The sequence below is a fragment of the Arthrobacter subterraneus genome, from assembly GCF_900099735.1.
Classification (GTDB): domain Bacteria; phylum Actinomycetota; class Actinomycetes; order Actinomycetales; family Micrococcaceae; genus Arthrobacter_D; species Arthrobacter_D subterraneus.
In genome coordinates this window covers 1-22,599 of record NZ_FNDT01000028.1, presented here as the reverse complement: position 1 = coordinate 22,599, position 22,599 = coordinate 1, and the positions used below count along the sequence as shown (strand labels likewise).

Here is a 22,599-nt window from a genome sequence, read left to right as displayed (position 1 = left end):
TGCTTCAGGATGGTGTTCGCCCGCCGCAGTTCGCGGACCTCGCGCTCGAGCTCGGTGATCCGCTCCGCATCGCTGCTCGTTGTGCCCGGGCGCAGTCCCTCATCGATCTCGGCCCGCTTCACCCAGGTCCGCAACGCTTCCGGGTTCACTCCGAGCTGTTCACCGACACGCCCGAACGCTCCGGTCCTTGTTGCCGGGTTCTTTCGCGCCTCGATCACCATCCGAGTCGCACGCTCGCGCAACTCGATCGGGTACTTCCGCTGTGCTGCCATGAAAAACATCCTCCGGGTAATCGATGTCTCCATCAAACCCGGTACGGTTCACGCACCGGCAGGCGGAGCCTGGAAGAAGAGAGACACCGACTGAACAGATCTCATTTTCGCAGGGAAAACCCGGGGGCCGGGTGCTGTGTGGCGTAGCACCCGGCCCCCACCACACACACTTGTTGGCATCTGGAAGGGAAACCATTGTGAGTGCAGAACATCCGGGTCCACGCTTCCTGACCATCAAGGACGTCGCAGCCGAACTGACCACGAGCGAATCGCAGATCCGGGCGCTGATCAGCTGTGGTGATCTGCCGGCGATCCAGATCGGTGGCCAGTAGCGGATCGAACGGTCCAAGCTCGAGGACTACATTGCTGGGGCCTATGCCCGCACCGCCGACGTCCTCCGCCGCGGTGAACTGACAGAGGAGGCGACCGATCAGTCCTAACCTCGCCCGGTGGCTGGGTGGTTCTCGTCGCGGCCGGCCGGGGGGGGTGACGGCGCTGTGCCACACTCAGCCTTCCCGGTAGATTTTGATCTTCGGTTCAAAGAACCAGATCCGGATCGCTGTTGCTGTCCACGCGGTCGCGTGGGCCCTGGACCAGGTACGTCTGGGAGGGGTAGCGGATCCACACCAGCACCTGCCGTGAGGGCAGGAAATCCCGGGCAGGATGATGCCCCAGCTCAAGATCAGCGTCGGCCAGCGTAATCAGTTCTTGCACTTGCAACTGGGCCAGTCAGCTGAGTTGTCCATACCTACCAACGCTAATCACCAAGGGTGAGGGAGGGCGTGGAGCTGCAATGATTTCCTGCCCAGGGCCCTGATCATTCCGGGGCGGCGTCATGGAAGTCAGGTTGGCTGGTGTCAGCAATGGCGCATCGAGTCGGTCCTGGCTTGCCCGGCAGGGCGTGTCTAAGGAATTCCCAAGCCGGGCCGGTGACACTGACCGGTACGGGAGCGTGTTCCACGATGGGACGCGCCGGGAGGAGTCAGACATGTCAGTCGGGGCGCGTAGTGCCGCAATGGTCGCCTTGGCTGCAACAGCGCTGCTCGGGATGCTATGGGCCTACAGCCTTGGCACCAATGCGGAGGTAAGCGTCTTGAACCCGCGAGGGCAGACGCTGCTGGTCATGTTCACGGCCGCGAAGCTCCTTTTCAATCTAGCCGCTGCCTGCACGATCGGTTCCCTGATAGTTGTCTGCTTCGCGCTGTCTTCGGCGGAACCTGCTTACAGTACGGCGATACATTTTGCCGCCGGCTCTGCGACCGTATGGTCTTTCACCGCTGCCCTGCTGAACATGATGAACTTTCAGCTCGTTGGAGGGGTATCGGTGTTCTCCGGGGAGTTCGTGGCGGATTTCATAGCGTTCCTAACGATTGCGGATGTGGGCCGGTCCGGTCTGCTCAGCTTCGTGATCGCGGGGTCCGTGTGCGCGTTGAGCTTTGTCATTCATAGGCGATCGGCGGTCGCAGGAACCGTTGTGTTGGCGTTTACGGGCTTGTTGCCATTGTTCCTTAACTCCCATGCTGAGGGGGCGGGCGATCACGCTGACAGCACGATGTTCCTGGTTCTGCATGTGGGTGCCGCGACGGTTTGGTTGGGGGGCCTTGTGGCGGTTGCCGTGGTTCATCGTGTTCTGGCGCCCGAGCGGTTAGGCACTGTGGTGGGAAGGTATTCCACGCTGGCTTTGGGGGCATTCGTCGTACTGGGTTTCTCGGGTTCCCTCATGGCGTGGGATCAACTGGGCTCCCTTAGCAGCCTGGGGACAACCTACGGGGTGATTGTGGTGGCCAAGTCCGCCGCGTTCGTGGTACTTGGAATTTTCGGTGCGGTACACAGACGAAGGGTTCTGAAGCAGCTAGAGCGTGATCCCCGGCAGGGGACACGGCGTTTCATGGTTCTTGTCGTGGTGGAGTTAGCGGTGATGGGTGCCGCGTCGGGGTTGGCTGCGGCGTTGGCCCGGACGCCGGTACCACCGTTGGAGTCCGCTCCGACCGACGGGCCGCTTCCTGCCCCTGACGGTTGGACCTTCATGTCGGAGTGGACCATTGATCCTCTGTGGGCGCTGGTATGCGGATTCAGTGCCGTCATCTATCTGGTGGGGGTGCGCCGGGTTCGGCGGGCAGGAGAGAGCTGGCCGGTCCACCGGACGATGTTTTGGCTGATCGGCGTCGCCGCCCTCTTCACCATCACCAACGGCGGCATCCATGTCTATCAGGCATACTTGCTCAATTTCCATGTGCTGACTCAGATGCTCCTCAGCACGCTTGTTCCGTTGCTGCTGCTACCGGGCGCCCCGCTGGAACTTGCCACCCGTACCATCCGGACCCGATCCGATGGAAGCGCCGGGGGTGCGGAGTTCATACGGGTCATCGTCCGGCCAGCGGTGGCTGCGACCGCCGCAGCACCTTACGTCCCGGTTCTTGTCATAGCCGGTTCCCTGGTCACAACGTATTACACGCCCCTGCTGGAATTTTCCGCACTCAATCAGCCGGGCTACGCTCTGATGACCTTACTGGCTCTGGCCTCCGGCTGCTTTTTCACGGCAGCGTTGGCGGGCACATCGCCGGGTGGCCAGCACCTGTTGAAGAAACAACTGGCCGCCCTGACGGGAGCGGCGGTGCTCTATGGGGTCTATGGGTGGGGATTATGGACTCAAGGTGAAGCATTGGAGGGCGCCTGGGCCCAATCTGTACGACCTTGGGGGCCGCTGCCGGTGTTCGCCCCGGAAACTGCCGGTGTGATCCTGTGGGTCATCGCCGGCGGAGCAATCGCTGTGCTTGTCGCAATCATCATTCGGCGGAAGCCCGCCGATAAGGGCGTCTCACCCGAACCGGATATCACCAGGCCGTCCCAGGGACGGGCAGGGATCAGTTCCGGTGACCTCGCGGCAACGCAGATTGATCGCCGTGTAACGGTGCAGGGGGCGCGGCAAGACTAAGGACTGGGACCTAAAAACTTAGGGCCCGTGCTGGATCCACAGAGAACAGCCAGCCAGCGCCCATACAGTCGCGGCATGAGTGGAGACGATAAGAACAACACCTATCTCGATGTGAGAGCCGAGGAACACTCTGCGGATCTACTTGAACCACTTGCGGCGCCAGCACGCCGGGCTGTGCTGGGCTCCCTGACGGCGTGGTGCCTCGATCGTCCGGTAAGCCGCTCCGACGTCGCCGACATGATCGAGTTCCACTTTGGGATTATCGACCAGGAAGAACTGGTTCGCCGTGGTGATGTGCGGCGCAACGCCACCAACTTGTTCACGCACCTTGGACAAAAGGGATGGATGACGGGTGCTCGGAGAAATGGCCTGGGATTGGAAGGTCTAGAAAATCGATGATGGGCGCTACCTGAAGGTTCCGGGAGTCCGCTGACTCCTAGCCGGAGCTTATGGCTCATTTTGTGTCGTGTCCGGCGCTGCTTAGATATCTGCGGCCACATGTTCGCGCAGGTATTCCCGAAGGTACGGCAGGGCGAAGTCAACATAGCCCCTGCGGACGGGTTGGATCAGTTCGGCAGCGATCAGTCGGAGACGGTACTGGCTGGCGTAGTTGACGTTGACCTTCAGGCGCTCCTGAATGTCGGACATCTTCGACGGTCGGTCGTCCTTCGCCATTGCGAGGAGGAACGACTTGTCGATGTCAGAGGCGTCTGCCAGGGCAGGTTCATGCACGAGGGCGCCCAGCCGTCGCAATGCCCTGGTTACGCCTTCCTCCGCGTCCTCGACGGTGATTTCGGTTTCCCGTGGATGTAGCCTCCAGGTTTGCGCGCCGACGAGCTGGATCAGGAATGGGTATCCACTCGTACCCTCGGTCATCACCTGCAGTGCGTCACTCCCGATGGTTCGTCCGGACGTTTCGATGGGTTCACGCAGCGCCCGCTTCACTTCGGCGGGGGTGACCGGGCCTAGGGTATGGCGCTCGGCCCGACGAAGGAAGGTGAGGACATCATCGTTGACAACGCCGCTGATGGTTTTGGTGAGCCCGGCACCGACGAAGGCCAGTTCCCGGCCTTCCCGGAAGGCGTGCTGGACCGTTGTGGCGATATCCCGCAGTTCGCTGATCTGGTTCTGGTGGATCTCATCGAGGGTGATCAGCAGCCCTGTTTCATGTTCGGCAAGTAGATCAGTGAGCAGCTCGACCTGGTTGCGCAGTCCCGCTTCCACCACGTGCGATTCCACGCTCTCCCACGTCACTGCTCCGATGTTGAGCGGGCCGGTGATACCGGTCAACTTTTGGCGTACCGCATCGGGGTCGAAGCTGCGCAGGAGGCGGGGCAGGTGCTGCCTGGTGATGCGGGTAATGAAGCCGGGGCTAGCAGTTTCGCTGATAACCAGCCAGCCGCGTTCCTTGGCCCGATCCTCGATGGCGTTGAGCATCACTGTCTTGCCTGATCCGCGGGCCCCGGTGTAAAGGGTGGCGCGGCCCGAGGAGCCAGGTCCGTCGTCGAGTGCCTCCATGAAATCCGCGATGCCGGCGTCTCGGCCGACAAGCAGAGGTGGGCTTACCCCGAAACTCGCGTGAAAAGGGTTAGGCATAGAACCAGCATACCCTTGTTCTTTAGACTCTTTTAGATTTACTAGATTTCTTTAGAGTTATTAGACTCTTATAGAACATCGGCTCTTAGGGCAGGCGGTCTCGCGGGATGTCTGCAGCAGGGATCGCACATGTAGTGACACAACCCTTCCGAGCGTCGCGTTGTTGGATTATGTGGACGCGGGCGGAGTCCTGCCAGTGCGCGTTTGGTGCTGGCTTGGTTTGCAACTTCAATTTTTTGCTGGAAGTTGCCCTGTGGCGGCCTGGGCTGGCGCGCTATGTGTCATCTCGTTTTCGGCGGCGGCTTGCGCTGCACGTTCGGCCCTGTCGGCGCCGAAGATGGCCCGCATCGCGAAGTAGAAGATGGTTCCCACGGCCGCGGAGGGCAAGAGCACGGAGATGTATTCCATGGTGGCCAGTCTATTGGGTGGTGCTGCCACCCCTGATTCCCGGTTCCCTCCCCGCATGCGAGGTGGACGACGCATGGATGTCTGGCTTTAATCAGGGTTCTGCTGTGCCCGGGAGTTCTCGTGGCCTGGTTTTTCGGGGCTCAGCGCGTTGACGAGTTCAATTGGACGTCTGGTCGATACCAGCCAGTAGGGGGTGGGGTCGTCCTCATCCTCTATCTCGATCCGTACCACGGGGTCGATCCAGCCCCGTAGGCATAGGTACGCCAGCCCGTTCAGTCGGGGGCCACGTTCTCTGGTGGCCTCATGTTTCATATAAGCGCGCGCCGGGCCGAGAAACTCACGGTCGATGTGGGCGCGGCCAACGCTGAGCGAGGTTGTGGTCACAGTGATCCGTGGAGTGGACAGAATCAGGAGAACAACAAGGACGAAAAAAATCACGATGCAGGCGATGATTCCGGTAAGGATGCTGATGGGCGCGAAGACGAGAATCGATGCTCCCGCCACTCCCGCGATGATCAACCATACGAAAGGCGTCGGCCACAACCGTTCGTCGTAAAGGACCGCATCCGGCGGTGCGGAAGCCTCAGACATGGTCACCCGCTTGTCGCGGCCTGCGGGGGAGGGGCTCGGGGGTGATGGCCTTGAGGGACGTCTGGGCATGCCTCAAACACTTTCGGGTGTGGGGAGATAAGCTCATCTGCCTGGCCCGGTTACTGTGTGTGGTGCCTCGGCGGACAGGGGAGTGTCGGGGATAGCGGGCGTTTCGGCGGTACTGGTGTGGTTGCGATGCTGCTCTGCCGCCTGCTCCCGGTAGCGGACCTTGCGGATCCGGCCCACCATGGAACGCATCAGGACGATGACGGCGATCACCATGAAGAGGGTCATGAGGAACCCCAGAAGCCCGGGGGTCACTTGGGTGGGATCCAGGCCGGGCCGTAACTGGCCCTCATCCGGCGGTGGAACCACGGCGGGTAGCGAAGCGGCTAATAGCATCATGGGTTTTCCTTCATCTGGGGGTGGGCAGGTTGTCGGGTCATGGTCGGTCGAGCTTCTGGCGCAGCTGTCGCCGTAACCGGTGGCGCGCCGCTGTACCGGCGGCGACGCTCAAAACGGTGCCGAGGGTTGAGGCCAGACCGACCCAGAACAAGGTTCCTTCCGTTACGCCGAGCGGTACCGGCTGGCGGAAGACCACCTCTCGCCAGATCGCGGCCGTCGCCAACAGCCAGGCCAGGGCGGTGAAACCGGCGGCCCACATGAACGGCTGAGCACCCTTCCTGCGGCCGTTACTGCTGAACCCGACTGCCAGCAGGGCCAAGCCGGTCAAGGTCACAACCGCACCCCCGATCACGAGCTGGCTCAGCAGCGCCCCGAACAGGGTCAGCAATGAGGCGATGAGCACTAGCCGGCGGTGCCGCAGGGGCAGACGGACCGGTGAGTTGACGGCGGCTCGCCTGAGTGCTGCCCGGATGTCCGGTCCCTGTGGAACTGCCGGCCCTGGAAGGGATCCTGCCGCGTCTACCTGCCCGGTCATGACTGGGCCGATCTCCCGTCCGTCCACCCGTAGCATCGGGCTGCCGGGAAATATCCCGGCGGCGGCGCCTTCCCCGGCGGGAATCCTGGTGAAAATGATGTGTTCTTGCGGCGCGAGGTCCGCCAGGATGGCCTCGGTTGTTTCCCGCAACGGTTGCGCTGCCGGACAGCCGTCGGTGTACCGGAGCTCGACGCGCATCACCGGCCCCCGGTAGGTGCTGGGACTTGCTCGGGTTCGGTGGTTGATGACCGTGGCCGGTTCCTACGGATGAGGAACACTGTGAGAGCGCCGAGGAAGAGGATGGCGGAGACCCAGGTGTTGATGCGCAGCCCGAGGATGGTGTTGGCGTAGTCGGAGCGCATCAGTTCGAAGAAAAACCTGCCGGCCGTGTACAGGGCGACGTAGAGGGCGAAAGGTGCGCCGGCACCCAGAGCGTATTTCTTATCCAGGAAGAGGATCAGCGCCGCCGCGGCAAGGCACCACAGCGATTCGTAGAGGAAGGTCGGGGTGAAGTATCCCAGCACGATCGGGTTGCCGGCGGCGTCGAGCCGTGCAGACCCGGCCGACAGGTCCATGTCGTGTATTTGGAGGGCCCCGGGCAGGGTTGAGGGGTCACCGTAGAGTTCGTTGTTGAACCAGTTTCCCCATCGGCCGATCGCTTGGGCGATGAGGATGCCGGGTGCGGCAGCGTCAGCAAAGGCCAGGAAGTTGACCTTGTTCCTGCGGCAACCGATGTAGGCGCCGACAGCGCCGAGGGCGATCGCGCCCCAGATACCAAGCCCGCCTTCCCATATCCGCAGGGCGCCCCAAGGGTCTTTCCCGGGGGCGAAGTAGAGCTGGTAGTCGGTGATGACGTGGTACAGCCTCCCGCCGATGATCCCGAACGGTACAGCCCACATCACCACGTCCAGCGCCTGCCCGGGGCTGCCTCCGCGCGCTGTGAGCCGGCGGTTGGTCAGCCACACGGCAACGGCGATGCCGGTCATGATGCACAGTGCGTAGAAGCTGATGGAAACCGGTCCCAGCGAGAGGGAACTGATAGATGGGGACGGGAGGTAGGTGGGGGGTTCTGTTGCGTTCATGGCGGGTCCAATGGTGGTGATGTCAAAGGTGATGCAAGCCGTTGATGTATCTTGCACGGGCGCTTCGATCGAGTGGGGGAGACAGGGCTGATGACCTTGCCGGAGGTGGGTTGCTGCGGTGCGAGCTGTCGCACAGAGGCGTGGGTAGCGGGTTTAGGGGTTTAGATGGGGAGTCGGATGTCGTTGGCGAACCAGTTCTGGAGTTCTGCGACCCAGCCTCCCCAGACGCCGGAGACCATGAGCAGCCCAAGGGTGATCAGGATCCCGCCGCCGAGCCGTTGCAGCGCGAGTCGGTGCGTGCGGAAGAAGCGCAGGGCTCCCATGCCGCGGCGGGCTCCGAGTGCTATGAGCAGGAACGGGACGCCGAGTCCCAGACAGTAGAAGAAGGTCAACAAGGCGCCCTTGGCTGCGCCGGATCCGTCGCTGAAGGCCAGTAGCTGGACAGCCGAAAGGGTCGGGCCGATGCACGGTGCCCACCCGAGGCCGAAGGTGACGCCAAGCAGTGGCGCACCCCAGAGCCCGGTAGGTACGTGCGCGTGGATTCTCGCTTCCCGCTGGAACCAGGAGAGGCCACCGAGGAAGACCACACCCATCAGGATCACCAGGACACCGAGCACCTGGGTGATCCAGGCCTGTCCTGGCGCTTGGAGCCACGCACCGAGCTGCCCGAAAACCGCACCGATCAGCATGAACACCAACGAGAATCCCAGAACGAATAACCCGATCCCGGCAAGCATCCGCCCGCGCTTTTGCTGTGCGAGGTCGACTCCGGTCAGGCCGGTGACGTAGCCGAGGTAGCCGGGTACGAGAGGCAGGACGCACGGTGAGGCGAAGGACACCAACCCTGCCAGCACAGCGATAGGAACCGCCAGCAGAAGTGAGCCGCTCAGGATGGTCTCAGCAAATGGGTTGGCCACGGTGGAGATGACCATCGCCGGTGCTTCCGTAAGTCGGGTCATTGTTCGGCCGCCACATCCGCGATGAGAGCCTTCAGGGTGCTTTTCTCCGCCAACCCGATAATACGGGCGGCAACACGGCCCTGACGGTCCAACACCAGGGTGCTTGGTACGGCCTGTGCCGGCACGTACTCCGCCATGGTGAATTGAACAGTCCCGTCCTGGTCGTTGAAACTGGGATAGGTGATGCCGAAGTTTCGTTCGAACGCCTCAGCGGTCCCCCGTTGGTCCCGAATGTTCACCCCGAAGAACTGGACACCGTCCTGCTGGTGTTCCTGCGAGAGTGCTTGCAGGTCCGGGGCCTCCACCCGGCACGGCGCGCAGGCGGCGTACCACACGTTCAGGACGGTCACTTTCCCGGCCCAGTCGGCTGATGAGATCGTCGTCCCGTCGTAGAGTTCGGCGGTCAGTTCCACCGGTTCTCCCCGTGTTTCGGGAGCGTACTCGCTCACTGAACCGTCACCGGCGATGTAGTTCTTGTTATCTCCGGCTGCGGCCTGTTGCGCCAGCGGATCGGTGGCGGCGCACCCGGAGATCAGCAATGACAGGGTCAGAATCAGGACCGGAAAGTTCGTTCGTGACCGGTGTTTGCCGCTCTTTGGTGCCCGGGGGGCGCCGGTTGGTGCGTGCCGGAAGAGTTGTCTGCTCATTTTCGTCGCCGATCGCGCCGGGCGTCGGAGGAAGCGGTATAGGCGGCGAGAATCGCCACGGGCAGGACGATGAGTACCGACACCCAGGAGGGGAACGTTTGCCTGAGCAGGAGGTAGCTGATGGTGGCGATCAGGAGCAGGAAGGTCGTTTTATGCCATCCGCGCCATTGGGACATTTCTTTCCAATCCGGGAGGTAGGGTCTGTGCATCAGGGCGCCAGATCGTTGAATGAGGTTCCGCCGTCACCGGACACTTTCACGCCGGTTTCGGTGGCGACCCAAATTTCCTGGTCGGCTCCGTCGTCGGTGTGTGTGTCTATGGCGGTGGGTGCGGCCTCGATGGATCCCTTCTTCTCCCAGGTCGCCCCGGCGTCTGCGCTGGTGTGTATGTCACCTTCAGGGGTGACACCGACTGCCGTTTCCCCGTCCAGGGCGGTGAGCAACAGTAGAGGGCTGTCAGTGACAAGGCTCCAGGTGGAACCGGCGTCGGTGGAACGGTAGAGCCCTTCCCCGGTGGTGGCCAGCACGACGTCGCTGCTTGTCGTGCCGGAGAGGTCGAAGGGAGCGATCTGGGTTTCCGCCGGAAGCCATTGAAGACCATCACCGCTGGTAATCAGCTGCCCGTCGTATCCGACGAATGATTCCCCGGTTCTGGTCAGGGCATGAAAGTCCGACTGGCCCTGCCGGGACAGGGGCTCCCAACGATTACCGCCGTCAGTGGAGCTGAGCAGCCCCACCGGGTTGGGCAGATCCGTGTCCGGTCCGGGGTGCCCGGATGCGTACAGGGTGCTGTTCTCCCCGGCGGTGTATCCCATGAGGTCGATCACGGGTCCGATGCGTTGGGCGGGGGAGACGGAGACGTCGTACAACCCATTGTGGGTGGCTAACAGCACCCGATCACTGCCAGGGTCAACGCTCATGCCGTGCACATGACCGGAGGGAAAACTGTCCGGTGTGCCGGGTGGTTGCGGTGCCGCCGAAGGAGCCGAACAGGCCGCCAGGGACATCATCGAGATAAGCGCCACCGTGGGTAAGACCAGACGACGGCGGAGAAAGTTAGGGAAAGTTTTTGGACGCATTTGTTGCTCTCCAACCAAGGGGGAAGATGACGGGAAGAGGAGGAGGCACGGCCCGCGGAGGCGCCCATGATGGACCGCCTCCCCGGACCGTGCTGGCCCCGTCTTAGAGTTCGGCCAGGAGGGCTTCCATCTCCTCGATTTCGGCCTGCTGCGTCTCCACGATGGTTTCGGCCAAGGCGATGGCGTCCGGGTACTGCCCGTTCTCGATCTCTTCCTGCGCCATTTCGACCGCTCCGTTGTGGTGAGCTGTCATGGACTCCAGGAACATGCGCGCCGCTTCGTCGCCTTCGGCGGCTTCCAGCTCGGCGAGCTCGTCCTCGGTCATCATGCCCTGCATCTCCCCGGATCCGCCCATGTCCCCCATGTCATGGCCCTCCATGCCACCTTCGGGTTCGACCGGTTCACCCCAGGCTTCGAGCCAGCCTGTCATCGTCTCGATTTCGGGTGCCTGCGCATCTCTGATCTCGGTGGCCAGGTCGCGTACTTCCGGGCTGATGGAGTCCTTCGAGAGCATGATCTCGCTCATTTCCACGGCCTGACGGTGGTGCGGGATCATCATCTGGGCGAACATCACGTCGGCGTCGTTAGGTTCGGCCGCGGTGTCCTGCGTGGTTTCCGGTGCAGCGGCACCGGCGCTGCTCTCCGGTGCCGTAGCAGTGCCGGGTGTGTCGCCGGATCCACAACCGGCAAGCGTGAGGGTCGCGGCGATCGCCAGTGCGGACATGGAAAGGTAACGCTTGGTCATGAGGGGTGTCCTTCGATGGTTGAGCTAGCTGCAGTTCAGTACGTCGGCACGACGGGATGCCGTCGGGCCGTTACCGGAGTTGGGTACTTACGCGACTCTCACGTGCGGCTGATGCAGAGCTGAACCAGTGTCAGCGAAGGTACGAAGGTGCGGGGAAGCTGTACCACCGGCGGCGGGCCCCGCAGGCGAACACGGCCATAGACCAGCCGGCTCCTGAGGACGATGGCAGTTGCGAAGGAAACAACCAGGAACGCCAGGATGCACACGCCCGCGGCGATCTCTTCACCGCACGTATCCCCACAATCCAGATTCAGGGTCATTCCCGAGTCTGCGCTGTCGGATGCGGATGCCGGCGTGATCGCTCGGTGGTGCACATCAGCTGCGGGCGCCGCGGTGACCACCGGGCCGACGGCGTGTGAGGCACCATGCCCGCCCATCCACACATGCATCGCAAGGATGCCCGAAATGACCGCGGTCAGACTGAAGAGAACAGCTGCCCGGGGAAAGCGGCGTGAAAGGGGAACGAACAACGCGCTCGGCGGATACTTATTCACCGTTCTGCCCCTTCCCGCTTACGTGATGGTTTATGCTTGGTATCAGAGTACCGATCCATCCTGGGCCGGATCGAATCGGTGCTCAGCCAGTGAGGGCTGCCGATGCCAGGTTCAGCTGGCGCAGGAGCTGCGCGTTCAGCTCCACCACAACGGGTCGGCCACTGACATCAGTACTACCCAGCTGCCGGGGAGGAATCGGGGAAAAGGAGCTTCCCGCGGTGACGGGGGGAGACCCACCGTGATCTAATTGTGATATTCGCCGCCCGGTGGGGTACTCTCAATCTCGTGCCTGCACCCCATGGAGGCACTCCCACACGGATCGCCGAGCTCTGTCACCGTGGTGGGGTCGTCCGTTTTCCGCTGGCAGAGGCGGGGGAACCATGTACGCGGGGCCAATGCTTTGTGGGTCCTTGGGGTTAAGCCGTTTTCACGGCCGGGTGTCTCCCATCCGAACCCGACAGCTAACCTCGTAGGCGTTGGGAGAAGGTACTCGATCTATGTCTACTTGGCATGCCCCCGCGCGCCATCGCGCAGTTCCGGCCCAGACCAATACGTTGGTTGTCATCTCCAAGGCTGTTTCCTCCAATATGGGTTCTGCAGGTCGTCAGGCTGCAGTGATCACCGCAGCTTCTGGTCTCGTTCTCAGCGCTGGCCTTCCGGCCCAGGCGGTGGATGCACCGCAGCGTCAGGTGAGCACCAGTTCGCTGGTTACCACCGTGGAAACCGAGCCGGTGTCCGCGGATACATCGGCCGATATCTCCTTCGAACGCGAAGCCGTTACCGCTGCGCCCGCTCCGGTGGTTGCTGCTCCTGCTCCTGTCCTGGAGCACCCGGCCCCCGAAGCTGAACCGTCACCTGTAACAGTGCAGGCGGTGGAAACCGCCCCGGTACAGCAGGCCCCTGCCGTGCAGGAAGTGGCGCTGCAGGCTGCCGCGGCGCTTCCCGCGGCTCCTGCGCCTGCTCCTGCTCCGAAGCCGGCGCCTGCCCCTGCAGCGAGCAGCAGTGTCGGTGCCGCACTCGTCGCTTCGGCCTACGCACAGATCGGCCGTACCCAGGACTGCACCATTCTCGTCGAGGTCGCACTGCGATCCATCGGCAAGTCTGTCGGCGACCTCGGGCCCGAGCAGTTCTACCAGTACGGGACCGTTGTCGGCTCACCAGCCCCGGGTGACCTGGTCATCCGACCCGGCCACATCGCCATCTATGTAGGTAACGGCCAGGTCATCAGCAGCGGCATGAACGGTGTCAACGACACCCTCCTGCACCCCCTGAGCGATCTCGCCGGATCATCCTTCGTCCGGGTCAACGGCTAACAGCCACCTAAGCCGGGCAGGAAAGGGCCAACAGGGCGACCGCGAACCGCCCCAAAGCTCTTACCTACCCACACCTGGGCATGCCGGAGTCATCCCCCCTGCACTCCGGCATGCCCTCACCCTTCCCCTGAGCGAGACGAGGTCATCGTTGTCTTCCCACAACGCCCACGGTCGACGCCGCGCCGCCTCAGGTCGACGCCGCGCAGAACCGGCCACCCCATGTCACCAGCAGGGCCGCCGCGCCGTGACCCGTAGCGCGACGAACCGCCGCGCTTCACCTGTCGCCCCGGTCGCCGGTGCAATCTCGGCCGCCAGTGTGCTCAGCGGCGCGCTCCTCGCCGGCATCCCCCTGACCGCAGCGGCCCCGTCATCCGTTGAACCATCCGCCGTCAGCACAGCGCCGGACAGCGCTCAACAGCCCCGAGCGCACAGAGTTGAGGCCGACCCGAAGGCCAGAGTAGATTTCAGCCGCGACGCGGTGCCCGGTGCTGCATCCACAGAGCCGGCAACCGGTTCGGTGAATTCATCCCACTTTCTAGCCGATGGTCCCATCGAGACGACCCCCGGCGATGATGCGGAGGATGGATCTGCGGCCGAACCCGTTGAACAGTCCGGCCTCGGCGCACCGCTGGCCCAAATGACCACCGTCTCGACCTTCGGATATCGCACCAACCCACTGACCGGGGTCCCAGGGGAAATGCACACCGGCATCGACCTCACCGGCTCATGTTCCACCCCCGTCATGGCCGCGGCCAGCGGAGTCATCACCGAAGCCGGATGGAGCCCCTACGGTGGAGGCAACCGCATCGTCATCGACCACGGGAACGGGCTCAAGACCACCTACAACCACCTCGCCACCATTGCCGTCAGCGTAGGCCAAACAGCTGCCCGGGGAGACGTTGTGGGCGGAGTCGGAACCACCGGCAACTCCACCGGCTGCCATCTACACTTTGAAGTCATGATCAACGACGCGCTCGTCGATCCCTCCACCTGGTTCTAATCCGCGGCCAAGCCGGCGTTCAGGTGTCCAACGACAACGGTTGGGCCTTCCCCCAGATCTGATCAACCACCAAAATCTGGGATGGAGCCAGAGGATCGATCTCAGGTGTAGATCCCGCTCACCGTGACCGAGACCAGACCCGGAACGGCGTCCCGGGAGGACAGTGACCGGGCCGAACCAATGGCCTGTATGCAGTACCGGGCAAGGTCTACCGGGTTCATGGCCGGGTCCACGCCTTTCTCCTGGACGTCCGTCCGGATCAGGTCTGCGATGAAGGCCTCGAGGTATTCATGCGCATGGTCCATATGGGTTCCCCGATGCAGAGCCGGAGCCGGAGCGTCGTGGCCCGGCCGGTCGTACAGCATCAGGGCATAAGCCTCCAGGACGGCCTGCAACTGCCGTCCTGTGCCAGCCGCGTCCGAGCGAATCTTCTCCAACGCGCTCAGATGCTCGCCGACCTGCCGTGCGTGCCAGGCAGCCAGCAGCGTCTCAACGTCAGGGAAGTATTTATACAGCGTTGCCCGGGTGACACCAGCATGCTCGGCTACCCGGGTCATGGAAACACCGGAAAATCCTGCCTCTGCGACAAGGACAGCAACCGCATCCAGGACAGCCGCCCGAACCGCGTGCCGATGGCCCTCCACGGTGTCGGTCCAGAGCTTGGGCATACCACCAATGTACTGCTCGATACAAGCACCCACAGCACTTTCCTATACACTTCGTATAGAAAACTTCTACAGACGGGACCTCCAGCTGTGACCACCGATCCGGCTCGCGACCAAGAAAGCCACAACCTGCCCGTGCGGGAACGCCCCGGGGTACCCCGATGGGTAAGAATCTTCGCCCTCATCGCCCTAGCGGTTGTGCTGGTTCTCGTGGTCGTGATGCTCCTCGGTGGAGAGCACGGGCCCGGCATGCACTCTTCCGCCTCCGGGAATCCACAGCACGCAGCCGTGATGTACGCCGGGAACACTGCGTTGTGATTATGCCGCCACGGTTACGCAAGACAGCGCTGGTGGCCCACGTCGCCTCCTCCGTCGGGTGGGTAGGCGCCGTGACATGCTTTCTCGCCCTGGCCGTCGCCGGATACACCGCCACGGATGAGTGGACCATGCGCGCCGCCTACACAGTCATGGAGATCATCGGCTGGACAGCGCTCGTTCCCTTGAGTGCTCTGACACTGGTGACCGGTGTCATCCAGGCGATCGGTACACCGTGGGGCCTCCTCAAGCACTACTGGGTGCTGATCAAACTGCTCATCACCATCGCGGCCACGGCGGTTCTCCTGCTCTACATGGAAACCCTCTCTGTTCTTGCGGACGCTGCAGTTCAACCGGCGCCAGACAAAACCGTCCCGGATATCCTGCCCGACTTCTCGCCCATCCTTCACTCTGCAGCTGCCCTGATCGTTCTCCTTGTCGCTTTAGGTCTTTCTATCTGTAAACCCCGCGGACTCACAGGGATTGGTGTCTCCATGTTTAGGTCCGCAAGTCAGCGACGATAGCGGAACAGCACATACCTCTGAGCGGAGGGCGCCGCGGCCCTGTCGTAGCCAGGGCAGAGAGCCGAGCCCCTCGCGGGGAGCCGGTGCCCACGATGGCTACTGAGATGGGCGGCCGAAAAACCCCGGAATTAGTTCGCCGCGTATGCGCTACTGGTCAGCAGTCTTAGCATTTACTAGGGTTGACCCAAGGTGAAGGACCGGGAGGGACCGCAATTTCAGTAGCAACTCGAGGCAGTGCGGGCGTCACCGTGCAGGCGGTGATGCGGATCATGCTGAGCTTTTCCCTGTTGCTCGCGTTTACGACCTCTGCCGCTGCAGCCTTGTGCCTCCAGATGGAACAGCACAATCCCACCTCGATGACCAGCCCCATGGTAGCTATGAACCCACCGGGTCCAGCCAGTGATGCCATAGCGATGAGCATGGCGGCCGGGCCCAAGGGTTCCCCATCGGCACAAGCCTGCTGCCATCAGCAGGTCAACGCCACTGAGGGCATCACCGCACCGCAGCGTGCATTACCCGCGGAGCAGGCCGGAGCCCTTGCCGCACAGGTCGAGCTGTTCCCCGCCGATAGCGGTTATCTACCACCCGATTTCTTTGATCCGGCGCTTGAAAAGCGCGATCACCTCACTCCGTCATTGACGGCCCTATCGATCAGTCGCACATAAAATTTCCAGCCCGTCTTGCGGGTCTTCTTTGGCGTGCCATCATGCCTGCTCCCACTCCGACGTCCGTTGGCCTCAGTAAGTGAGAGCGCGCCCAGCTGCATAAGCCGAATTTCCAGTACACCCAACGAAGCAGCGGCTGACCTGGATCAGCTGCACCCTGATTGAGGAGAAAAAACAATGACACACCACGTGACGTCTGTGCTCGACACCTACCCCAAGGATCTCGGGGGAGTGGACAAGGAAAAGCTCGCCGAATGCATCGAAGCGTGTTTTGAATGTGCCCAGACCTGCACCGCGTGTGCGGACGCGTGCCTGAGCGAGGACATGGTCGCCGAGTTGACCAAGTGCATCCGCACCAACCTGGACTGCGCGGACATTTGCGCGACCACCGGCAACGTCCTGTCCCGCCACACCGGGTACGACGCGAACCTCACCCGCGCCATCGTCGAGGCCTGCCGCGCGGCATGCAAGGCCTGCGCGGATGAGTGCGAACAGCACGCCGGGATGCAAGACCACTGCCAGATTTGCGCAGAAGCATGCCGCCGCTGCGAAAAGGCGTGCGAGGAACTGCTGTCCACACTGGGATAAAACCGTCCTTCCACCACGATTTCAAGGAGCACATCGTGAACTCAGCAGAAAACACGTCCGGCAGTCACCGCGCAGGAACTCCCGGACATGAGCACAAGTACGCCGAACAGCATCACCAGGAAGGAGCCTCCGGTAAGGGGGAGAGCGCCAATGGTGGAAAGGATCACTCCGGTCATGGCGGCTCAGGTCGTGGTGGTTCAGGCAAGAAGATGTATGTGAAGTTCGGTGTCATCCTGCTGATCAGTCTCGGGCTGATGTGGGTTCTGTCGATGTCGATGGTCCGATCGATCGATCACTTCTACTTCAACCTGAGCAACTTCTGGATGGCGTTACTCATGGTCGGGGCCATGGCCATTGTGATGACCGTAGGCATGTGGTCGATGTTCCAGAACACCAAAGCGAACATCGCCATGCTGGTCGGGTTCGCGGTGCTCTTCGTCGGGGCGTTCGCCCTCGGGCGGACGGAAACCTTCGTCGGCAACGAACAGTTCCTGAAGTCGATGATTCCGCATCACTCGCGCGCGATCCTGGTTTGCCAGGAATCAAACATCACGGACCCGGAAATCGAGCAATTGTGCACCGAGATCGTCGAAACCCAGCGGAAAGAAATCGCCGAGATGCAGTCGATCCTGGATCGATACGCCTCAGAGTGACCGGCAGCCGCTGGTGGGTCGGGGTGTTCCTCTTGGGGGAGCGCCCCCGACCCAGCAGTGGAAAGGCAATAGTCCCAACTGCCTTGACAATATACCCCCCTGGGGTATATTGTCTTGGTACCGGAACGGGAAGTCCGTGCCCACATTGCCTTGGGCCGCTTACTCCTGGAAGGTCATCTGATGCGGCTTGAGCCGGCGTGAACGACAACCGGATCCCCAGCCGCGGACTCTAATAGCCACCCTCTTGTCTGGAGATCGTCATGTGCGGCACCTCTTCTTCTGATCTGACCCTGACCGATAAGTCCTCCTCGGGCTGCGCCTGCTGCGCACCCAAGGACACTGCCCCCAAGGACCCTGCAGCTAAGGACGCTGCGGCGCCGGCCGTTCCCACGTTAACGGGTGATGTGACCGCCAGTTTCGACGTCACCGGCCTGACCTGCGGGTCGTGCGCGTCCCGGGTCACCTCAGCAGTGAGCGCCCTCGAGGACGTTACGGCTGTGCGGGTCGACCTCGTCGCGGGCGGGACCTCCACCGTTACGGTCCGCAGCAACCAGCCGGTCCCTCCCGCTGAAGTACGTTCAGCGGTCGAGCAGGCCGGCTATCAACTCACCAACGCCTGACTTTCCAGGTCGGGGGAGACTGCATCCCCCTTTGATCGAAGGAGGACCGTCATGAAGCACCAGACACATGGCCACGAGGATTCCGGTGCCGCAGATCCGGACACGCATGGCCAGGCCATGCCCACGGACGATCCGACCTCCGTGCTGGACCCGGACCAGCACGAACACCACGGTCAGGGTACCCAGCATGCGGACGCCGATCACGAGGTACACGTCCACGGCGAACATGCCGGGCACTCCACGGCCATGTTCAAGAACAGGTTCTGGATCAGCCTTATCCTGACTGTTCCGGTGGTCCTGTTCAGCCACATGTTCGCCGAGATCGTCGGCTACACGCCACCGGAATTCCCTGGCTCCATGTGGATCTCACCGATCCTGGGCACCTTCATCTTCATCTACGGCGGTGCGCCCTTCCTCAAAGGCGGTATCACCGAACTCAAATCCCGCCAACCCGGGATGATGCTGCTGATTGCCATGGCCATCAGCGTGGCCTTCATCGCGTCCTGGATCACCACCCTCGGCATCGGGAACTTCAACCTCGACTTCTGGTGGGAACTGGCCCTGCTCGTTGTCATCATGCTGCTGGGCCACTGGATGGAAATGCGTGCCCTCGGCTCCGCAGCCGGCGCCCTCGACGCACTGGCGGCGCTCCTGCCGGATGAGGCGGACAAGGTCACAGACGCCGGTATCGAAACCGTCCCGGCCAGTACCCTGGCCGCCGGTGACGTCGTCCTCGTCCGCTCCGGTGCCCGGGTCCCCGCCGATGGAGACATCGTCGACGGCTCAGCCGAGTTCGACGAATCCATGATCACCGGTGAATCCCGCACCGTCGCCCGCACCGTCGGCGAAACAGTGGTCGCAGGCACGGTCGCAACCGACAACGCAGTACGGGTGCAGGTCACCGCCGTCGGCTCCGACACCACACTCGCCGGGATCCAGCGCCTAGTTGCGGAAGCACAGGCCTCCTCATCCAAGGCCCAGGCCCTCGCCGATCGTGCAGCGGCGCTCCTGTTCTACTTCGCCCTGATCGCAGGCATCATCACCTTCATCGCGTGGCTGCTGCTGGGAAGCCCGGATGATGCGGTGATCCGGACCGTGACCGTGCTGGTCATCGCCTGCCCCCACGCCCTCGGCCTGGCCATCCCGTTGGTGATCGCGATCTCTACGGAGCGTGCGGCGAAGGGTGGGGTTCTGATCAAGAACCGGATGGCCCTGGAACGGATGCGGACCGTTGACGTCGTCCTGTTCGACAAGACCGGCACCCTCACCGAAGGACGCCACGCCGTCACCGCCACCACCACAACGGGCGGTGTCAGCGAGGCGGAGATGCTGGCACTCGCTGCGGCCGTGGAATCCGACAGTGAGCACCCCGTTGCCCGGGCCATCGTCCAGGCAGCTGCGGAGAACCAGGAAGCAACGGAGTTCGGTTACCGCGGGAGCGGATTCTCGTCCATGACCGGACGAGGCGTCCGCGCAACAGTAAACGGATCCGAGGTAGCCGTCGGTGGCCCGAACATGCTCAAGGAAGTGTCCCTCGCTACCCCGCCGGATATGACCGGTACTGTCCGCGAATGGGTAGATCGCGGCGCCTCCGTGCTGCACGTGGTCCGGGATGGCGCTGTCATCGGTGCTGTCCGGCTCGAGGACCGGGTGCGCGACGAGTCCCGGGCGGCAGTGAAAGCCTTGCAGGACCGTGGCGTGAAAGTTGCGATGATCACCGGCGATGCCCGCCAGGTTGCAGAAGCAGTCGGAGCCGAACTGGGCATTGATGAAGTCTTCGCCGACGTACTGCCGCAGGACAAGGACTCGAAAGTCTCCGAACTGCAGTCCCGCGGACTGAAGGTAGCGATGGTCGGGGACGGGGTGAACGACGCTCCCGCCCTCGCCCGCTCGGAAGTCGGCATCGCGATTGGCGCCGGAACCGACGTCGCCATGGAGTCCGCCGGCGTCGTGCTGGCCGGGAACGACCCACGCTCCGTCCTGGCAATGATTGACCTGTCCAGGGCCAGTTACCGCAAGATGATCCAGAACCTCGTCTGGGCCACCGGATACAACATCCTCGCCGTACCGTTGGCCGCCGGTGTACTGGCCTTCGCCGGTTTCGTCCTCTCACCCGCAGCCGGCGCAGTGCTGATGAGCGTGTCAACGATCGTGGTCGCCCTCAACGCACAGCTGCTGCGCAGGATCGACCTCAGCCCCGAACGCATCACCACCTAGACACCGACCGTCAAAGGGGGCGACGCCCGCGAAATCCTACCCCAGCTGAGCAGGGGGCAAGGCCAGTGCCTTCTACCGGGTGCCGTACCGCTTTCCCAGGCCTCCACCCGCGCCGGTATCTGAATCCTTCATTATGCAGGTCTAGGACGGGTGGTCGAGTTTCAACGGGCAGCCCGGTGGGTGTCCTTCCGCCGATCCTTGGATGGCGCCGCCGCGGGAACAGTAATCATCGAGAGAGGAACCCTTGGAATGGATGTAGTGTTGACGGTCGTAGGGATCGCGATCATCCTGTTTGGGCTGATGGACATGTTCCACACCTTGTTGCATCCCAGCGGTCAGGGGCGCCTCAGCGGGCTGGTGCTCTCCGGGGCGTGGCGGCTCTCGAAGATGACCGGGCACCGGCTGGGCTCGGTCGTGGGTCCGGGAACAATGGTCGCCGTGATCCTATTGTGGGTGGCACTACAAGGGGTCGGCTGGGCACTGATCTACTACCCCCACATTCCAGACGGGTTCATGTACTCACCGGGTGTGGATCCTGCGGACTACCCGGATCTCCACGAAGCGCTTTACGTTTCCTTCGTTACTCTGTCGACCCTGGGTTACGGGGATGTCGTCGCTACTGACACCTGGATCCGGTTCGCCTCTCCATTGGAGGCGTTGACCGGCTTCGCACTGCTCACCGCGGCCCTGACCTGGTTTACCCAGATCTATCCGCCACTGACCCGACGGCGAGCGTTGGCGCTGGAACTCAAAGGCTTGGCTGACACTGGTTACGCCGAGGCGATCAGGGAGATGGACGCCGCCACCGTCTCGCGGGTCCTGGACACCCTTACTGCTGAGGTGGTGGAGGTCCGCTTGGACTTCACGCATCACACCGAGGGATTCTACTTTCGAGAGCAGAGCCCGGATTTAGCCCTGTCCCGCCAGTTACGGTATGCGCTACGTCTGCGTGACGCGGCCCTGGATCGGCAGGAGGCGGCGGTGCGGCTGAGCGCTCAGCAACTGTCCCTGGCCCTGGACCAGCTCGGGGATGAACTCAGGGAGAGTTTCCTGCACACCGGGGACACCCTTGAGAAGATCTTCGACGCGTACGCCACCGAACATGGACAGAGCACCCGCACATAAGAGTCTGATCAGTTCTGAGAATGCACGAGGAACCGCAGCCGAGAAGACGACAGACTTTACGAGGGCCGGTGCAGTGCTCCGGTTCAACCAAGCAGGAACATTCGATAACCGGGCGCCTTGTTCTTGGGTTACAGCGCAGCTGCTCGCAACAGTTGCGGCGTCCCCCTTAGGCCACTGTCACACTGCAGTGGTGACTGCTACCTCCCCATGGTCTCCGATGATTCGGCGGTCGACCTGGTACTCCCATTGAGACCGTTTGGGTTCTTTCAGGCTTGGACGGGCCGGGTTGTGTTTCGGATTCCGGATTGAATCCGGGGCTCAGAGTGCGTGTGATTGACGGTGAAGCGATTGCCGGGTTCATCCGTTGGATTTGGCGGGCGGTTCTCGAAGGGAAGGGGTTCTTGGATTACTTCCCGGGCTCTTCCCATGCCTTGCGGGTCATTTCTCTTGCTCTGTCTAGAGCCTGTTGGCTGGCCTGGGCCAAGCCTTCCCTTTTACTGGTGCTGCGGAAGAGGTCGCGTGCCCATTCGAACTCTGCTGCGGCGTCCCGGAACCGGGCTTCCTCAAAGAGTCGTCTTCCGATGTGGTGGCGCACCAATGCTTCCTTTGCGGGTGTACGGGCCAGCTGCAGGGCTTCTTCATGAAGGCGGGCTGCCTCATGCCAGGAGTATTGCCGCTGGTAGGCCAGGGCCAGGGCGAGGAGAGGTCGGAAACGGTCGGTCGATTCGGCCAGCAAGTACGATCCCTCGGTGATCGCTTCCTGGGTTCGGTGTAAGCGGCAACTTTAAACTGACCGAGTACGGAAAATCTGATTGACCGTTCGCGGCAGTGGTTTTGACCGGCGGCGGCAAGCATTTTTGGACACTAGCAGGCCACGGTGTGGCTTGGCGTGCTGGGATTCCTCTTGTCCATCCCTCGTGTCGTTACGGGGAGAGCCCCTTCCTTCCGCGGTGAAATGGCGATGCCAATCGTCTGTATTTCACTCGTTGTGGGAAGGAAGGGGCTCGTTGTGAAGTCTCCAGGAGAGTTCATGGAAATTTTAGCTGCTTACGATTTGACCCGGTCGTACCGGGATGCCGCGAAGATCTGCGGCGTCTCACACAACAC

Annotated in this window: 28 protein-coding genes and 1 riboswitch; of the genes, 12 read left to right on the top strand and 16 right to left on the bottom strand. The window is 62.5% G+C overall.

The features are described 5' to 3' along the window. Positions 1–221: transposase (locus BLS52_RS16895; protein ID WP_425425048.1), on the bottom strand; the 221-nt coding region annotated here is incomplete at its 3' end. A gap of 248 nt (positions 222–469) precedes the next feature. Here BLS52_RS16895 and BLS52_RS19075 point away from each other — a divergent pair. Then, complete coding sequence (locus BLS52_RS19075) at positions 470–604, top strand: helix-turn-helix transcriptional regulator (RefSeq protein ID WP_342707474.1); 135 nt, start codon at positions 470–472, stop codon at positions 602–604. A 205-nt stretch (positions 605–809) separates the two neighbouring features. Here BLS52_RS19075 and BLS52_RS18585 read toward each other — a convergent pair whose 3' ends face one another. Further along, complete coding sequence (locus BLS52_RS18585; protein WP_175460217.1) at positions 810–986, bottom strand: hypothetical protein; 177 nt, start codon at positions 984–986, stop codon at positions 810–812. A 274-nt stretch (positions 987–1,260) separates the two neighbouring features. On the opposite strand from BLS52_RS18585, the gene BLS52_RS16885 reads away from it, so the two are divergent. Further along, positions 1,261–3,207 (top strand): bifunctional copper resistance protein CopD/cytochrome c oxidase assembly protein, encoded by a 1,947-nt coding sequence (locus BLS52_RS16885; RefSeq protein WP_175460216.1) that lies wholly within the window; start codon positions 1,261–1,263, stop codon positions 3,205–3,207. Between the two features lie 75 nt (positions 3,208–3,282). After that, positions 3,283–3,606, top strand: a complete 324-nt coding sequence (locus tag BLS52_RS18385; RefSeq protein ID WP_139186309.1) for a hypothetical protein — start codon at positions 3,283–3,285, stop codon at positions 3,604–3,606. A gap of 81 nt (positions 3,607–3,687) precedes the next feature. Here BLS52_RS18385 and BLS52_RS16875 read toward each other — a convergent pair whose 3' ends face one another. The 12 genes from BLS52_RS16875 to BLS52_RS16820 all read right to left on the bottom strand — a co-directional run bounded on the left by BLS52_RS16875 (position 3,688) and on the right by BLS52_RS16820 (position 11,807). Beyond that, positions 3,688–4,803 carry an ATP-binding protein gene (locus BLS52_RS16875; RefSeq protein WP_090588280.1) on the bottom strand — a complete coding sequence of 372 codons (1,116 nt, stop codon included), beginning with the start codon at positions 4,801–4,803 and terminating at the stop codon, positions 3,688–3,690. Positions 4,804–5,031: 228 nt separating this feature from the next. Further along, the gene (locus BLS52_RS16870; RefSeq protein ID WP_090588278.1) at positions 5,032–5,211 is read right to left on the bottom strand and encodes a hypothetical protein; all 180 of its coding nucleotides are present in this window, start codon (positions 5,209–5,211) and stop codon (positions 5,032–5,034) included. A gap of 87 nt (positions 5,212–5,298) precedes the next feature. After that, entirely contained in the window at positions 5,299–5,802 is a 504-nt protein-coding gene (locus BLS52_RS16865; protein WP_090588276.1) for a DUF3093 domain-containing protein, read from the bottom strand. A 102-nt stretch (positions 5,803–5,904) separates the two neighbouring features. Then, positions 5,905–6,207 carry a hypothetical protein gene (locus BLS52_RS16860; protein WP_175460215.1) on the bottom strand — a complete coding sequence of 101 codons (303 nt, stop codon included), beginning with the start codon at positions 6,205–6,207 and terminating at the stop codon, positions 5,905–5,907. Between the two features lie 37 nt (positions 6,208–6,244). Further along, complete coding sequence (locus BLS52_RS16855; protein ID WP_090588275.1) at positions 6,245–6,940, bottom strand: hypothetical protein; 696 nt, start codon at positions 6,938–6,940, stop codon at positions 6,245–6,247. Further along, positions 6,940–7,824, bottom strand: a complete 885-nt coding sequence (gene lgt / locus BLS52_RS16850; RefSeq protein WP_090588274.1) for a prolipoprotein diacylglyceryl transferase — start codon at positions 7,822–7,824, stop codon at positions 6,940–6,942. The genes BLS52_RS16855 and lgt overlap by 1 nt, the downstream gene beginning before the upstream one ends. 161 nt (positions 7,825–7,985) lie before the next feature. After that, positions 7,986–8,741, bottom strand: a complete 756-nt coding sequence (locus BLS52_RS16845; RefSeq protein ID WP_090588287.1) for a cytochrome c biogenesis CcdA family protein — start codon at positions 8,739–8,741, stop codon at positions 7,986–7,988. 38 nt (positions 8,742–8,779) lie between these two features. Continuing rightward, the gene (locus BLS52_RS16840; protein WP_090588273.1) at positions 8,780–9,430 is read right to left on the bottom strand and encodes a TlpA family protein disulfide reductase; all 651 of its coding nucleotides are present in this window, start codon (positions 9,428–9,430) and stop codon (positions 8,780–8,782) included. Next, complete coding sequence (locus BLS52_RS16835; protein WP_090588271.1) at positions 9,427–9,606, bottom strand: hypothetical protein; 180 nt, start codon at positions 9,604–9,606, stop codon at positions 9,427–9,429. Before BLS52_RS16835 ends, BLS52_RS16840 begins: the two co-directional genes overlap by 4 nt. Positions 9,607–9,638: 32 nt before the next feature. Then, positions 9,639–10,508: a F510_1955 family glycosylhydrolase gene (locus tag BLS52_RS16830; RefSeq protein ID WP_342707473.1), complete on the bottom strand. Its 870-nt coding sequence runs from the start codon at positions 10,506–10,508 to the stop codon at positions 9,639–9,641. A 103-nt stretch (positions 10,509–10,611) separates the two neighbouring features. Next, complete coding sequence (locus BLS52_RS16825; protein WP_090588268.1) at positions 10,612–11,253, bottom strand: DUF305 domain-containing protein; 642 nt, start codon at positions 11,251–11,253, stop codon at positions 10,612–10,614. A gap of 98 nt (positions 11,254–11,351) precedes the next feature. Beyond that, entirely contained in the window at positions 11,352–11,807 is a 456-nt protein-coding gene (locus BLS52_RS16820) for a hypothetical protein (protein WP_090588267.1), read from the bottom strand. A 310-nt stretch (positions 11,808–12,117) separates the two neighbouring features. Further along, positions 12,118–12,298, top strand: a riboswitch (cyclic di-AMP (ydaO/yuaA leader). A 6-nt stretch (positions 12,299–12,304) separates the two neighbouring features. Here BLS52_RS16820 and BLS52_RS16815 point away from each other — a divergent pair. Together BLS52_RS16815 and BLS52_RS18905 are read left to right on the top strand one after the other, a co-directional pair. Then, on the top strand, positions 12,305–13,120 hold the full coding sequence (locus tag BLS52_RS16815) for an NlpC/P60 family protein (protein ID WP_090588265.1): 816 nt from the start codon (positions 12,305–12,307) through the stop codon (positions 13,118–13,120). A 244-nt stretch (positions 13,121–13,364) separates the two neighbouring features. After that, on the top strand, positions 13,365–14,120 hold the full coding sequence (locus BLS52_RS18905; RefSeq protein WP_245702920.1) for a M23 family metallopeptidase: 756 nt from the start codon (positions 13,365–13,367) through the stop codon (positions 14,118–14,120). Between the two features lie 101 nt (positions 14,121–14,221). Here BLS52_RS18905 and BLS52_RS16805 read toward each other — a convergent pair whose 3' ends face one another. After that, positions 14,222–14,788 (bottom strand): TetR/AcrR family transcriptional regulator, encoded by a 567-nt coding sequence (locus tag BLS52_RS16805; protein ID WP_139186308.1) that lies wholly within the window; start codon positions 14,786–14,788, stop codon positions 14,222–14,224. Positions 14,789–15,105: 317 nt separating this feature from the next. On the opposite strand from BLS52_RS16805, the gene BLS52_RS16795 reads away from it, so the two are divergent. The 7 genes from BLS52_RS16795 (at position 15,106) to BLS52_RS16765 (ending at position 21,492) form a co-directional block, all read left to right on the top strand. Further along, positions 15,106–15,624 (top strand): DUF2269 domain-containing protein, encoded by a 519-nt coding sequence (locus BLS52_RS16795; RefSeq protein ID WP_217636789.1) that lies wholly within the window; start codon positions 15,106–15,108, stop codon positions 15,622–15,624. Positions 15,625–15,884: 260 nt separating this feature from the next. Continuing rightward, positions 15,885–16,289: a hypothetical protein gene (locus tag BLS52_RS16790; protein ID WP_139186307.1), complete on the top strand. Its 405-nt coding sequence runs from the start codon at positions 15,885–15,887 to the stop codon at positions 16,287–16,289. Between the two features lie 177 nt (positions 16,290–16,466). Continuing rightward, entirely contained in the window at positions 16,467–16,877 is a 411-nt protein-coding gene (locus BLS52_RS16785) for a four-helix bundle copper-binding protein (RefSeq protein ID WP_090588258.1), read from the top strand. Between the two features lie 35 nt (positions 16,878–16,912). Then, positions 16,913–17,530 carry a DUF305 domain-containing protein gene (locus BLS52_RS16780; protein ID WP_245702919.1) on the top strand — a complete coding sequence of 206 codons (618 nt, stop codon included), beginning with the start codon at positions 16,913–16,915 and terminating at the stop codon, positions 17,528–17,530. Between the two features lie 260 nt (positions 17,531–17,790). Next, complete coding sequence (locus BLS52_RS16775; protein ID WP_090588254.1) at positions 17,791–18,150, top strand: heavy-metal-associated domain-containing protein; 360 nt, start codon at positions 17,791–17,793, stop codon at positions 18,148–18,150. 51 nt (positions 18,151–18,201) lie between these two features. Next, positions 18,202–20,367: a heavy metal translocating P-type ATPase gene (locus tag BLS52_RS16770; protein WP_425425047.1), complete on the top strand. Its 2,166-nt coding sequence runs from the start codon at positions 18,202–18,204 to the stop codon at positions 20,365–20,367. A gap of 249 nt (positions 20,368–20,616) precedes the next feature. After that, complete coding sequence (locus BLS52_RS16765; protein ID WP_090588253.1) at positions 20,617–21,492, top strand: potassium channel family protein; 876 nt, start codon at positions 20,617–20,619, stop codon at positions 21,490–21,492. A gap of 406 nt (positions 21,493–21,898) precedes the next feature. On the opposite strand, the gene BLS52_RS18380 is transcribed toward BLS52_RS16765, so the two are convergent. Then, the gene (locus BLS52_RS18380; RefSeq protein WP_139186306.1) at positions 21,899–22,228 is read right to left on the bottom strand and encodes a hypothetical protein; all 330 of its coding nucleotides are present in this window, start codon (positions 22,226–22,228) and stop codon (positions 21,899–21,901) included. Positions 22,229–22,599: the final 371 nt, after the last annotated feature.